The following is a 12991-nucleotide window of genomic DNA, read 5'->3' on the forward strand; positions in this document are numbered from 1 at the left end:
CGACGATGCTCCCTAACGAATTGCGGTGGCGAGAACCTCGGCCACGCGGGCCTGCTGGTCCGGGGTGATCTGGGGATAGAGGGGCAGCGACAGGATCTGCTGGGCGAGCGCCTCGGCGTTCGGGTGGACGCCGCCCAGGTGGGCGAAGGCGCCGGTCTTGTGCACCGGGACCGGATAGTGGATGCCCGCGCCGATGCCGGCCGCGTTGAGCCGGTCCAGCACCTCGTCACGACGGCCGCCCGGCACGCGGACGCAGTAGATGTGCCAGACGTGCTCGTTGCCCTCGTCGGTCTCCGGCAGCACGACGTCCAGGCCGGCCAGCAGCTCGCCGTAGCGGGCGGCGGCGGCCCGGCGGCGGGCGTTGCCGTCGGCCAGGCGGGTCAGCTTGGCCCGCAGGACGACCGCCTGCAGGCCGTCGAGGCGGCTGTTCACGCCGATCACGTCGTGCCGGTACTTGGCCAGGCCGCCGTGGCTGCCGAGCGTCCGTACGGCGGTGGCCAGCCCCTCGTCGTCGGTGACCACCGCGCCGGCGTCGCCGTACGCGCCGAGGTTCTTGCCGGGGTAGAAGCTGGTGGCCGCGATGCCGCCGGCGCCCGCGGACCGGCCGTCGCGGGTCGCGCCCTGGCTCTGAGCGGCGTCCTCCACGACCGGGACGCCGCCGGCCCGCAGACGCGCCACGTCCGCCATCTGGCCGTACAGGTGGACGGGGGCGATCGCCCGGGTGTCCGGGGTGACCGCGGCCAGTGCGGCCTCGACGTCGATGAGGGACGTCCGGGGGTCGCAGTCGACCAGCACGACCCGGGCGCCGGTGCGGGCGACCGCCTCGGCCGTGGCGATGAACGTGTTGGCCGGCAGGATCACCTCGCCGCCGGGGCCGGCGCCGACGGCCCGGAACGCCAGCTCCAGGGCGTCGGTGCCGTTGGCCACGCCGACGCAGTGGCGCACGCCGCTGAACGCCGCGTACTCCTGCTCGAACGCGGCCACCTCGGCGCCGCCGACGAACGCGGTCTCGGCGATCACGCGCTTGAACCCGACCTCGACCTCCTCGGCCACCTCGGCGTGGGCGGCGGCCAGGTCGACCAGGGGAATCCGGGACATGGGTCAGCTCCTCAGGAGGGGGCGGATCAGGTGGGCCGGGTTGCCCGCCCAGACCTCGTTGGACGGCACGTCGTGCAGCACGACCGAGCCCATGCCGATGAGGGACCAGGCGCCGACCTTGACGCTCTCGCGGACCAGCGCGCCGGCGCCGACGTACGAGCCCTCGTCGAGCACCACGCCGCCGCCGAGGCGCACGCCGGAGGCGATGGTGCAGTAGTCGGAGACGCGGTCGTCGTGGGTGAGCACGGCCTGCGGCATGACGGCCACATGCGAACCGATGCTGACGTCGGCGGTCAGCACTGTGCCGGCCAGCAGCACCGTGCCGGGGCCGGCCTCGCTGCCCGCGCCGACCGACGCGAGCGGGTGCACGACGGTGGCGTACCGCTCGTCGGGCAGATCGAGCCGCTCCACGATCCGGCGCCGGGCGGTGAAGTTGCGCGGGTTGCCCACGCAGACCACGACGGCGGCGTCCGGCATCCGGTGGACCAGCTCGGTGCCGCCCAGGATCGGCCGCCCGGTGCGGATGGCGCCGTGCAGCGCCGGGTCGTCGTCCAGGAAGCCGAGGACGTTCCAGGCCGCTCGGGCGGCTGCGGCGGTCTCGCGGGCGAAACCGCCGGCGCCGACGATGACGAGGTCTTTCACCGGGCCAGCCGGCGCAGGACGGAGACGATGTGCTGCTGGTCGTCGGCGGTCAGAGCATGGTGCAACGGCAGGATCAGCGAGTCGCGCGTCAGCCGCTCGGTCACCGGCAGCGGCGCCGGCCGGACGTCGGCGTACGCGGGCTCGAGGTGAGCCGCCATGATGCCGCGCCGGGCCGAGACGCCCTGGGCGGCCAGCTCGCTCAGCACCTCGTCGCGGCCCACCCGGAAGCCGTCGAGCAGCACCCAGAACGACTGGTAGTTGGTCTGCCCGTAGGCCGGGTCGCGGACCGGCACGAGACCGTCGAGGCCGGCCAGCAGCTCGTGGTAGCGGGCCGCGAGCTGCCGGCGCTGCGCGACCAGACCGGCGAGCCGGCCGAGCTGGACGAGCCCGATCGCCGCCTGGATGTCGGTCATCCGGTAGTTGTAGGCGGTCTCCAGGTAGGCCTCGAGCACCGGCTGGGAGCTGGCGTGCCGGTCGGCCGCGGAGACGTTCATCCCGTGCTCGCGCAGCCGGCGCAGCCGGGCGGCGTGTGCGGCGTCGTCGACGGTGACCATGCCGCCCTCGCCGGTGGTGAGCAGCTTGCGCGGGTGGAAGGACCAGGCGGCCACCGCCGCGCCCGTGCCCGCCGGTTGCCCGTACGCGGTGGAACCGGCCGCGCAGGCGGCGTCCTCGACCAGCTCGACCCCCCAGCCGGCGGCAGCCTTGCGCAGCGCGGCCGTGTCGAACGGGACGCCGCCCTGGTGCACGGCGATCACCGCCCGGGTGCGAGGGGTCCGGACCGCGTCGACCGTCTCGACGGTGACGTTGCCGGTGGTCAGGTCGACGTCGGCGAACACCGGGGTCGCGCCCACGTAGCGAACCGCGTTGGCGGTGGCGATGAACGACAGTGACGGCACGACCACCTCGTCGCCCGGCTCGATGCCGAGCAGCACCAGCGCCAGGTGCAGCGCCGTGGTGCAGGAGCTGGTGGCCACGCCGTGGCCGGCCCCGACGGTGGCCGCGAACTGCTGCTCGAAGCTCTTGACCCGGGGCCCCTGGGCGACCCAGCCGGAGCGGACCGCCTCGGCCGCGGCCTGGGCCTCCTCCTCCCCCAGCAGCGGGATCATGACCGGGATCATCGCGCCTCCCGGGAGGTCCGCCACCAGTCGACCAGGCCCTCGAGACCCTCGTGCAGGCTCAGGGAGGCCCGGAAGCCCAGCTTTTCGGCGGCGGCGCCGGTGTCGGCCAGACGGCGGGTGACGCCGTTGACCGAGCGGGCCGGGCCGAACTCGGGCTCGAGGTCGGACTTCATGACCTCGCTGAGCGCCCGGGCCAGATCGCGCAGGCTGGTCTCGGTGCCGCTGGCCACGTTGAACACCTCGTCGGTGACGTCGGCCCGGGCGGCCAGGATGTTGGCCCGGGCGATGTCGGCCACGTGCACGAAGTCCATCGTGGCCAGGCCGTCGCCCAGGATCAGCGGCGCGGTGCCCGACTCGATGCGCTCCATCCAGCGGATCAGCACCTCGGTGTAGAGGCCGTGGATGTCCATCCGCGGGCCGTACACGTTGAAGTACCGCAGGGCCACGTAGTCGAGGCCCTGCATGGCATGGAAACTGCGCAGCGTGGCCTCGTTGAACGCCTTGGCGGCGCCGTAGAAGGTGTCGTTGTTGTACGGGTGGTGGCGCTCGGTGGTCGGGAACTGCTCGGCCAGGCCGTACACCGACGCGGACGAGGAGGCGATCAGCTTGCGCACGCCCTCCTCGGCGGCCGCCTCGACGACGTTGAAGGTGCCGTCGACCAGCACCTCGTTGGCCAGCCGGGGCTCCTCGGCGCACTGGGTGATGCGGATGGCGGCCAGGTGGAAGACCAGATCCTTGTCCCGGGTCAGACCGCGCACCAGGGCACGGTCGCGGATGTCGCCCTCCGTGATCGTGACCGGCCCGTTGCCGGTCGCCCAGGCCACATTGGCCCGGCGGCCACGGACGAAGTTGTCGAGCACCACGATCTCGGCGGCGCCGCCGCGAACCAGTTCGTCGACGACGTGCGATCCGATCGTGCCCGCCCCGCCGGTGACCAGGACCCGTGAGCCCTCGATCTGTACGCCCGTCACGCCATGTGCCCTTCGTCGAGTTTGATCATCGTGCCGCCCTCGGCCAGGCTGACCGAGGCGGCTCGCAGGATCTCCAGCACCCGCAGGCCGGAGCGGCCGTCGGTGAGGGCCGGGGTCCCGGTGGTGATGGCCCGCGCGTACTCGTCCACCATCGTCCGCAACGCCTCACGCTCGAGGAGGGCGGGCGCGACCATGTCGCCGGACCGGTAGGACACCAGCATGTCGCGGCGCTGCTCGTCGCCCAGCTCGTCGGGCGAGGCCACGTCGACCCCGCGGTCGTAGACGGCGATCCGCTGGCTGGGATTGAGGTCGTCCCAGACCAGGGTGCGCTTGGACCCGCCGACGATCGTCGTACGGATCTTGACCGGCGACAGCCAGTTGACGTGGATGTGGGCGATGGCGCCGTTGCTGAGCTCCAGCGTCAGATAGGCGACGCAGGCCCGGCCGGCGCCGATGCCGTCGGCCCCGTGCGCGGCCACGGCCACCGGGGTGACCTCCGGCGGCAGCACGAAGTCCAGAATGGACAGGTCGTGCGGCGCCAGATCCCAAACGACGTCGATGTCGCGCTGCACCAGGCCGAGGTTGATCCGCACCGAGTCGAGGAAGTGCAGCTCCCCCAGCTCGCCCGAGTGCAGCATCTCGCGGATGCGCAGCACGGCCGGCGTGTAGCAGTAGGTGTGGTCGCACATGAGCGTCAGACCGCGCCGGTCGGCTTCGTCGACCAGCCGCAGACCTTCCTCGTACGTGGCGGCGAGCGGCTTTTCGACCAGGACGTGCTTGCCGGCGCGCAGGGCGGCCATGGCGACGCTCAGATGCGTGCCCGCCGGGGTGGCGATGGCGACGGCGTGCACCTCGGGATCGGCCAGCACCTCGTCGAGGCTGGCGGTGACCTGAACGGTCGAGTAGTCGCCGAGGACCCGGTGGGCGCGCTCGACGTCGAGGTCGCACAGCCGGCGCAGGCGGAAGGCCGGAGCGGCCTGGAAGTTGCGGACGAGGTTGGGACCCCAGTAGCCGGCCCCGATGACGGCGACGCCGATCGGCTCGTTGGAAGCGGTGGGAGTGGTCACGGACATCCGTTTCGTTCTGGAAGCCACGGCTTCTGCGGGAACGGCACGCTTTGTGCATGGTGGACGGTTCGTTCGTCCGGAAGCTATCGACGCCGCCGGGCCCGGCGCCAGAGTCCTGATGGAAATCCGTCGGAAGCCGGGAGGGGCCGCCGGTACCTTCGGTCACCGGCTTCCGCCTGTCGGCCATGGCGGGCGACGACCATCGGTCAGAGTGAGCCGAAGTGTCGATGTTCTGATGTCGCGGGACGCGTTGCGGTCATTAGGCTTGCCCGTTCCGAACGTCCGGAGAGGACCCCGCATGACCAACCAGGACGGCGTCACCGTCGCGCCGACAGCCGACGTGGACGAACGGGCGAAAGTCGGTGCCGGCGCCCGGGTCTGGCACCTGGCCCAGATCCGTGAGGACGCGACGCTGGGCGCCGGCTGCACCATCGGCCGCGGCGCGTACGTGGGCCCCGGCGTGATCCTGGGCGACAACGTGAAACTGCAGAACTACGCTCTCGTCTACGAGCCCGCCCGCCTGGGCGACGGCGTCTTCATCGGCCCGGCCGCGGTGCTGACCAACGACGAATACCCGCGCGCGGTCACCCCCGAGGGCCGCCTCAAGTCCGGCGACGACTGGACGGCGGTCGGCGTGACGATCGGCGAGGGCGCGGCCATCGGCGCCCGAGCGGTCTGCGTGGCCCCGGTCACCGTGGGCCGCTGGGCCCTGGTCGCCGCCGGCGCAGTCGTCACCAAGGACGTCCCCGACTTCGCCCTGGTGGTCGGCGTCCCGGCCCGCCGCGTCGGCTGGGTCGGCCGAGCCGGCCGCCCCTTGACACCCGAGGGTGACGGCACGTTCGTCTGCCCGGCGACCGGCACGCGATACGCCGAATCGGACGGTCGCCTCAGCGAGCTCTGATCCCCTTCGCGACGACATGACAGCTGTTGCCCGGCATCGATACCGTCGTGGACCGGGCGAAGACACGGAGGTTGGTCATGCCGGACGTTGCCGACGATGCGGAGCAATGGGTCCGAACCTGGTCGGCCTCCGTCTCGGAACAAGCGGCTCTGACCCAATCCCTCTCGGATCAGGTCAGTCGGCTTGCTGTCACCGCCACCGACCCGGAAAGCCTCGTCACCGTCACGGTCGACGGATCCGGAGGCCTCACCGACCTGCGCCTCGAGCGGCAAGCCGCCCGCCTCGAGATGACCCGGCTGGCCGAGGTGATCATGCGAACGATGCGCGAGGCGCAAGTGGCCCTCACCCGGCAGGTAGCGGAGATCGCCGGGCAGACGGTCGGCGTGGACAGTGCGACCGGACGTGCGGTTGTCTCCAGCTTCGAGCGCCGCTTCCCCGTCGATCCGGACGAGGACGACCATGGGAACTGAGTCCGGTTTCGAAGTTCAGGCCGACGCGATCACCCGGCAGGCGACGACGGTCGACGAGATCGCCGATCAGGTGGCTCAAGGGCGGTCCGCCGCTTCCGCGGTCACCATCGGCCGAGATGCTTACGGGTTCCTCTGTCAGCTCATCCCTACGCTGCTCACCCCCTTGCAGGAGGCGACTGTCGACGCCCTGCGGGAGGCTACCGACTCGTTGCAGCGATCGGCCGATGATCTGCGCTCCACGGCGCGCGCCTACCAGGATTCGGACGATCGCACCGCAAGTGGTTTCCGGGGCGGACGCGGGCCATGAGCGATGTCGCCAACCCACTGATCGCACCGCGGGAGGACAGCACTCGCTGGTTCAGCGGCGTCTTCCTGGCTGAGGACATCGATTCGCTGATGGTTTCCTTCGACGGCGGCGGGTGGATCGATCCGGCCATCGGAAGCATTGCCGCCGGCCTCGACGCCCTCGCCTTCGTCACCGACCCGCTCGGACAACTGGTCTCGTGGGGCGTGGGCTGGCTGATCGAACACGTGAAGCCGCTCTCGGACGCCCTCGACGCGCTGGCCGGAGATCCCGACCAGATCAACGCGTACGCCCTGACCTGGAACAACGTCGCGGGAGCCATGGCCGCTGCGGGAACGAGCCTGCATGAAGGGACTGCGCGGCAGGTCAGCGAGTGGACAGGCACCGCCTCAAGGTCGTACCAGCACGTCGCCGGCGAACACGAGGCCGCCCTGCAGGCGCTGGCCAAGGCGACGGCTGCGCTCGGCCAGATCACCGCCGGCGCCGGGATGCTCGTGGCCACGGTTCGCATGATGGTCCGCGACCTGATCGCCGACTTCGTCTCCATCCTCGCCGTGCGTCTGTGGGAATGGCTGGCCGAAGCCGGAGTCACCCTCGGCCTCGGTACGCCGTGGGTGATCGCACAGGTCACCACGCTGGCCGGTAAGTGGGTGGCGCGCATAGCGAAGCTGCTCGACGGTCTGATCAGCAGCCTTCGCCGCCTGGCGCCGCTGATGCGCGGCCTCGAGCGGATCATCGAGGACGTCCAGGGCGTCCTGCGCCGGCTCAGCCGGAACGCCGAAACAGGCGCGCCCGCACCCGCACGCGCCACCCACCTGTTCCACGCCGAGGCTGACCCGTTACGCAGGCATGGCTCCGCCAGGCAGACACACCCTGCGGAATGGGATGCCGCCATGCGCGAAGCCGAAGCGGCGGGCGTGGAAGTCGTCGTCCGGGACGGCGCGATGGCGTATGGACCGGCGCCCTCGGCCGGCAATCCGGGACAGATGATCCTCGACCCCGAGGCCTCGTACGGGGCTCTCCTGCACGAGATGTCACACTTGCGCGACGACCGCGACGCCGGCTGGGCGGGCATGGCCGGTGCGATGGGCGATCCCCGGGCACGCTACGAGAACGAAGCACGCGCCTACCAGCAAGAGATCGACTATGCCCGGTCTATCGGGGACCAGGAATCGGTGGACCGGCTACACCAGCTGTTGCGGCAGGAGTACGAGTACATCTTTGGAGTGGCACCGTGACCATCCCGCCGCCTCCGGCGCTTCCGCCTGAACCTCCCGTCCAGAACCTGACCGTGGGGGAACTGCGCACCCTGGTCGAGCGGCGGGACGTCTATCGCGCCAAGGCCGTCTTCGAGCTGGCTGCCCGCGCTCGGAATGACGACGTGGCGGCGAACGCGCTCGGGGCGCTGAGCCGTCTGCCGGTTCTGCGAGGCGACCGGCTGCACGGTTATGTCTCGTTGGCCTGGGCTGCAATCATCGGACTACTTGCGGCCGAAACGCCGCAGGCTCGGCAGACCGCGTACGAAGCCTTCGCGGAGTTGCCGCCGGGCGACCGCGACCTCTTCCTTACCTACCTCAAGGCCGACACCATCGAAGAGGCTCATCCGCGGTTGTGAGCGATGCCCCCTGCGGCGTGTAGGCGTCAGGCGGCTTTGCGCTGGGCCTTGCCGACTGCCTTCTCCAGATCGGGCCGCGACATCGAGGAGCGACCGGGCACGTCGAGATCACGGGCAAGCTTGACCAGGTCGGTCTTCGACATGCCCTTGACGTCGATGCCGCCGGTCTTCGCGGCGGCGCCGGACTTCTTCGGCGCGGTCTTGGCGGCTTTGGTGGCCTTCGCAGGCTCGGTGCCCTTGGTGGTCTTCGTGGGCTTGGTGGCCTTCGCGGGCTTGGTGGTCTTCGCGGGCTTGGTGGTCTTCGCGGGCTTGGTCGTCTTCGCGGGCTGGGACGACGAGCCGGCGGCGGAGCGGCGCTGGGAGGCGGCCTCGACGCTGCGGCGCAGGACCTCGAAGAGGTCGGAGGCGGTGGTGGGCTCGGGGGCGGGCTCGGCCGCGGTGATCTCCTTGCCCTTGGCCTTGGCCTTGATCAGGTCGTTGACGCGGTCGGTGTAGGTGTCGCGGAAGTCGGCGGGCTTCCACGGGCCGGACATCGAGTCGATCAGTTGCTGGGCCATGTGCAGCTCGGCCGGCTTGGCCGTGTTGCGGCGGGGCAGGTCGTCCAGCTGTTCCTGGGGGTCGCGCACCTCGTCGGCGAAGAACATGGTCTGCAGCACGAGCAGCTCGCCGTCGGCCCGGATCGCGGTCAGGTATTCCTTGCCCCGCATGACCAGGGTGCCGACGGCGGCCCGGCCGGTGTCGGCCATGGCGTCGCGCAGCAGGCCGTAGACCTTGGCCGTCTCCTCGCTTCCGGGGCCCAGCCAGTACGTCTTCTGGTAGTAGAGCGGGTCGATGTCGGCCAGCTCGACGAAGCGGTGGATGTCGAGGCTGCGGGAGCGGCCGGGCGCGACCGAGTCCAGCTCGTCCTGCTCCAGCATCACGTAATCGCCGTCGCCGACGTCGGCGCCCTTGACGATGTCGTCGTAGTCGACTTCCTTGCCGGTGCGCTCGTTGACCCGCCGGTAGCGGATGCGGTCGGCCGTGCCCTTCTCGAACTGGTGGAAGCTCACCTCGTGCTCGTGGGTGGCCGAATACATCGCCACCGGGACGGACACCAGGCCGAAGGTGATCGCGCCGGTCCAGATCGGTCGTGCCATGCCGGCGGGAATACCCGGGAAAGGCCTGACCGAACCGCCCGTGGAACGCGCATATCCGGCGTACCGTCGGAAAATGTGATGCGCAGCGCCGCCGACCGCCGGGCCCGGTGGGCCGGGATGCGCCGGTCCGTCCTGGCGCTGGTGCTGGTCGGCGCCGTCGGGCTGGCCGGCACGGCGCTGTCGGCGCTCACACTGAGCCGGGTCGAGGAGGACCGCCTCGACCGCGCCCTGAAGCAGCGGACCGCGATCGTCGCGCAGGCGATCACGGCCGAGGTCGACCGCTACGCGACCTCGATGGCCGACCTCGCCGCGGCCGTCGGCTCCCACTCGCAGCTCCAGACGGCCGAGTTCGACGCGATCGCCACCGCGGTCGACCGGGACCGGCTGCCCGGGGCCACCGGCTTGGCTCTCATCGTGCCGGTCGCGCACTCGGAGGTCGACGAGGTGCAGGACCGGTGGCGCAAGCTGGGCTCGCCGAACCTGCTCGTGAGCCCGACCGGTGAGGGCACCCACCGAATCGCGGTGCTGAACAAGACGCTGGACGACACCGGGTCGTCGGCCGGGATGGACATCTCCGGGTCGGCCCAGGCGGTCGAGGCGATGGACATCGCCACGCGGGACCGCCGGGTCACCGTGAGCCGCACCTACCGGCTGCTCAAGGACTCCAGCCTGCCACCCGAGCGGCGCCAGCTGGGATTCGTCTTCGTCGCGCCGGTCTTCGCCTCCTCGCCCACCGCCGCGGACGCCGGCCGGTTCCGGGGCTGGCTGGTGCTCGGCACCCGCGGCGGGGACTTCCTGAGCGAGGCGGTCGCCGAGGCGGCCGATGACGCGGTGGCGGTCACGCTGCTCGACGGGGTGTCCGGCGACCCCATCCCGATGGCCGCCTGGCAGCCGGACGAGCCGCTCGACGTGTCGGTGCCGGCCATCGACACCACCGTCCCGGTCGCCCAGCGCGAGTGGAACCTGCGGGTGGCGGCCACCGAGCGGCTGCTCGCCGGCATCGACCGGCGCCTCGACCGGATCGCCTGGCTGATCGGTCTCGTGCTCACCGCGCTGCTGGTCGCGCTGACCGGGACCGTCGTGACCTCCCGCAACCGCGCCCTGCGGCGGGTCGACGAGGCCACCGCCGCGCTGCGCCACGACATCGCCCAGCGGGAGGAGGTCGAGCACCGGCTGCGGCAGCGCGAGACCGAGCTGGTCGGTTTCGCCGGTGTGGTCGCGCACGACCTGCGCAGCCCGCTGGCCCGCATCATGGGCTACGCCGACTTCCTGCACGAGGAGGCCTTCGACCGGCTCGACGGGACGCAGCGCGACTTCCTGGCCCGGCTGCGCAAGGGCGCCGACAACATGCGGGTGCTCATCGACGACCTGCTCGACTACGCCACCGCCGAGAACCGGCCGATGGCCGACGTCCCGGTCGACCTGCGCCGCCTGGCCGACGAGGTGGCCCGCGAACGGGCCGCCGACCGGCCCGCCGGCATCGAGGTGGGCGACCTGCCGACCGTCCACGGCGACCCCACCCTGCTGCGCCAGGTGCTCGACAACCTCATCGGCAACGCGATCAAGTACACGCCGCCGGACCGGGAGCCGCACGTGCGGGTGGTGGCCCGGCCGGTCGAGGACGGGCGGTGGTGCTGCGAGGTCAGCGACAACGGCATCGGCATCCCCGAGCAGGACCGGGCGTCCGTCTTCGACGCCTTCACCCGCGCGGCCGGCAGCGAGAACTTCCAGGGCACCGGGCTGGGCCTGGCGATCGTGCACCGCATCGTCGAGCGCCACCACGGCCAGGTCGGGGTCGACGCCAACCCGGAGGGCGGCAGCGTCTTCTGGTTCACCGTGCCGGAGCATTCGCGATCGCCCACGCCGCGTTGACCAGCCCGATGTGGCTGAACGCCTGCGGGAAGTTGCCCAGCATCTCCCCGGTGCGCGGGTCGACCTCCTCGGCCAGCAGACCGACGTCGTTGACGTGCCCGGCGGCGAGCTCGAACACCTCCCGCGCACGCTCGGCCCGGCCGGCCAGGGCGAGCGCCTGGGCCAGCCAGAACGTGCAGAGCAGGAACGTACCCTCGTCGCCGGTCAGCCCGTCGCCGGCGCGGTAGCGGTAGACCAGGCCGCGTTCGTCGGTGAGCCGGGAGGCGATCGCCTCGACGGTGGCGAGCATCCGCGGGTCGTCGGCCGGCAGGAACCCGACGATCGGCAGCATCAGCAGCGACGCGTCCAGGTCGGTGGAGCCGAACGACTGGGTGAACACCCCGGTGGCGGCGTCCCAGCCCTCGCGCAGGACGGTCTCCCGGATCTCGTCCCGCTCGGCCTTCCAGCGCGCCGGGTCCTCGACGCCGATCAGCGGCGCCAGCCTGATCGCCCGGTCCAGGGCCACCCAGCACATCACCTTGGAGTAGACGAAGTGCCGGGGCTCGCCCCGGATCTCCCAGATGCCCCGGTCCGGTTGGCGCCACCGGTCGGCGGCCGCGTCGGCCATCGCCACCAGGAACGCCCGCACGTCGTCGTCCATGGTCGTGAGCTGCTCGGACAGGCGGTCGGCGGCCGCGAGCAGTTCCCCGTACACGTCGATCTGCTCCTGGCGCCAGGCCCCGTTGCCGACCCGCACCGGGGCGCTGTCGCGCCAGCCCCGCAGGTGGGGCAGCTCGCGCTCGGTGAGGTCGTGTTCGCCGCCGACGCCGAACATGATCTGCAACGGGGTCGACGCGGTCGTCATGAAGGCGAAGAAGTCGCCGGCCTCGTCGGGGCAGGCGGCCACCCACAGCGCCTCCATCGTGAAGCTGGCGTCGCGGACCCACGAGTAGCGGTAGTCCCAGTTGCGCCCGCCGCCGACGGACTCGGGCAGCGAGGTGGTGGCCGCGGCGACGATCGCGCCGCTGGGCCGGAAAGTGAGGGCCTGCAACACGAGGCCGCTGCGATGCACGAGATCGCGCCACGGGCCGTCATAGGCCTGGTGCAGGCCGGACCACGACCGCCAGCCCTCGATCGTGTCGGTGAGGCGCTCGGCCAGCTCGCCCTGGGTCCAGACGTGAGCCGGTCGTTCCTCGAGCGTCGACCGGTGCAGCGCGAAGATGAGGGTCTCACCCTCGCGCACGACGAAACGGGCCCGCGCCGTCGACTCGTCGAGATCGAGGGGTACGGGCGTGGAGAACACCAGCCACTCCGCGCCGCCGCGGGCCGTGACGCCGCCGTCCACGTGCCCGAGCAGCGGCGTCACGATGCCGTACTCGGGTCGCGGCCGGTATTCGATCGCCAGCTCGACCGAGCCGGCGACGCCCGTGACCGACCGGATCAGCAGGTGGGGCGAGCCGGCGCCGAGGTCGTGTCCCCGGTTCCCGGCGCCCAGGGCCAGGGCGTCGGTCACCGTCACGGCCCCGGTCGCGGTGGTCATCCGGGTTTCCAGGACCATCGTACGAGCGAGGTAGCGCCGCTCCGACCGGTGCTCGGCCACCGGGCTGACGCGCCAGTGCCCCGCCTCGTCGTCGAGCAGCCGGCCGAGGACCGACGGACTGTCGAAGCGCGGGAAGCTCAGCCAGTCCACCGAGCCGTCGCGGGTCACCAGCGCCGCGGAGTGGCAGTCGGACAGCAGCGCGTGGTCGGCGATCGGGACGTTGCTCATGACCCATTCTGGGCCCGGGCAACGCCCCGTCGCACCGGTTGACGTCCCTG

Annotated in this window: 13 protein-coding genes; 6 read left to right on the plus strand and 7 right to left on the minus strand. The window is 71.7% G+C overall.

What is annotated here, in order from left to right:
• Nucleotides 1–12 precede the first annotated feature (12 nt).
• The 5 genes from HJC40_RS20845 to HJC40_RS20865 are packed head-to-tail and all read right to left on the minus strand — an operon-like array spanning nucleotide 13 to nucleotide 4896.
• Nucleotides 13–1098, minus strand: coding sequence for a DegT/DnrJ/EryC1/StrS aminotransferase family protein (locus HJC40_RS20845; RefSeq protein ID WP_250002935.1), 1086 nt, complete (start codon nucleotides 1096–1098; stop codon nucleotides 13–15).
• Nucleotides 1099–1101: 3 nt separating this feature from the next.
• Nucleotides 1102–1740 carry an acetyltransferase gene (locus HJC40_RS20850; RefSeq protein WP_250002936.1) on the minus strand — a complete coding sequence of 213 codons (639 nt, stop codon included), beginning with the start codon at nucleotides 1738–1740 and terminating at the stop codon, nucleotides 1102–1104.
• Complete coding sequence (locus HJC40_RS20855) at nucleotides 1737–2858, minus strand: DegT/DnrJ/EryC1/StrS aminotransferase family protein (RefSeq protein WP_250002937.1); 1122 nt, start codon at nucleotides 2856–2858, stop codon at nucleotides 1737–1739. The genes HJC40_RS20850 and HJC40_RS20855 overlap by 4 nt, the downstream gene beginning before the upstream one ends.
• Complete coding sequence (locus HJC40_RS20860) at nucleotides 2855–3829, minus strand: NAD-dependent epimerase/dehydratase family protein (protein ID WP_250002938.1); 975 nt, start codon at nucleotides 3827–3829, stop codon at nucleotides 2855–2857. The genes HJC40_RS20855 and HJC40_RS20860 overlap by 4 nt, the downstream gene beginning before the upstream one ends.
• Nucleotides 3826–4896, minus strand: coding sequence for a Gfo/Idh/MocA family protein (locus HJC40_RS20865; protein ID WP_250002939.1), 1071 nt, complete (start codon nucleotides 4894–4896; stop codon nucleotides 3826–3828). Before HJC40_RS20865 ends, HJC40_RS20860 begins: the two co-directional genes overlap by 4 nt.
• A 298-nt stretch (nucleotides 4897–5194) precedes the next feature.
• Here HJC40_RS20865 and HJC40_RS20870 point away from each other — a divergent pair, with 298 nt between their 5' ends.
• From HJC40_RS20870 to HJC40_RS20890, 5 genes are all read left to right on the plus strand, one after another.
• Nucleotides 5195–5797 carry an acyltransferase gene (locus tag HJC40_RS20870; RefSeq protein ID WP_250002940.1) on the plus strand — a complete coding sequence of 201 codons (603 nt, stop codon included), beginning with the start codon at nucleotides 5195–5197 and terminating at the stop codon, nucleotides 5795–5797.
• 77 nt (nucleotides 5798–5874) lie between these two features.
• Complete coding sequence (locus tag HJC40_RS20875; protein ID WP_250002941.1) at nucleotides 5875–6267, plus strand: YbaB/EbfC family nucleoid-associated protein; 393 nt, start codon at nucleotides 5875–5877, stop codon at nucleotides 6265–6267.
• Entirely contained in the window at nucleotides 6257–6574 is a 318-nt protein-coding gene (locus HJC40_RS20880) for a type VII secretion target (RefSeq protein WP_250002942.1), read from the plus strand. The genes HJC40_RS20875 and HJC40_RS20880 overlap by 11 nt, the downstream gene beginning before the upstream one ends.
• Nucleotides 6571–7809 (plus strand): WXG100 family type VII secretion target, encoded by a 1239-nt coding sequence (locus tag HJC40_RS20885; RefSeq protein ID WP_250002943.1) that lies wholly within the window; start codon nucleotides 6571–6573, stop codon nucleotides 7807–7809. Before HJC40_RS20880 ends, HJC40_RS20885 begins: the two co-directional genes overlap by 4 nt.
• A complete protein-coding gene (locus HJC40_RS20890; protein WP_250002944.1) occupies nucleotides 7806–8186 on the plus strand; it encodes a hypothetical protein in 381 nt (126 codons plus the stop codon). The genes HJC40_RS20885 and HJC40_RS20890 overlap by 4 nt, the downstream gene beginning before the upstream one ends.
• 26 nt (nucleotides 8187–8212) lie before the next feature.
• Here HJC40_RS20890 and HJC40_RS20895 read toward each other — a convergent pair whose 3' ends face one another.
• Nucleotides 8213–9322, minus strand: coding sequence for a Ku protein (locus tag HJC40_RS20895; protein ID WP_250002945.1), 1110 nt, complete (start codon nucleotides 9320–9322; stop codon nucleotides 8213–8215).
• A gap of 78 nt (nucleotides 9323–9400) precedes the next feature.
• On the opposite strand from HJC40_RS20895, the gene HJC40_RS20900 reads away from it, so the two are divergent.
• Nucleotides 9401–11194, plus strand: a complete 1794-nt coding sequence (locus HJC40_RS20900) for an ATP-binding protein (RefSeq protein WP_250002988.1) — start codon at nucleotides 9401–9403, stop codon at nucleotides 11192–11194.
• Here the strand turns inward: HJC40_RS20900 and HJC40_RS20905 are convergent.
• Nucleotides 11154–12941 carry a glycoside hydrolase family 15 protein gene (locus HJC40_RS20905; RefSeq protein ID WP_250002946.1) on the minus strand — a complete coding sequence of 596 codons (1788 nt, stop codon included), beginning with the start codon at nucleotides 12939–12941 and terminating at the stop codon, nucleotides 11154–11156. The genes HJC40_RS20900 and HJC40_RS20905 overlap by 41 nt on opposite strands.
• Nucleotides 12942–12991 lie beyond the last annotated feature (50 nt).

Source organism: Actinoplanes sp. M2I2 (genome assembly GCF_023544445.1).
GTDB lineage: Bacteria > Actinomycetota > Actinomycetes > Mycobacteriales > Micromonosporaceae > Actinoplanes.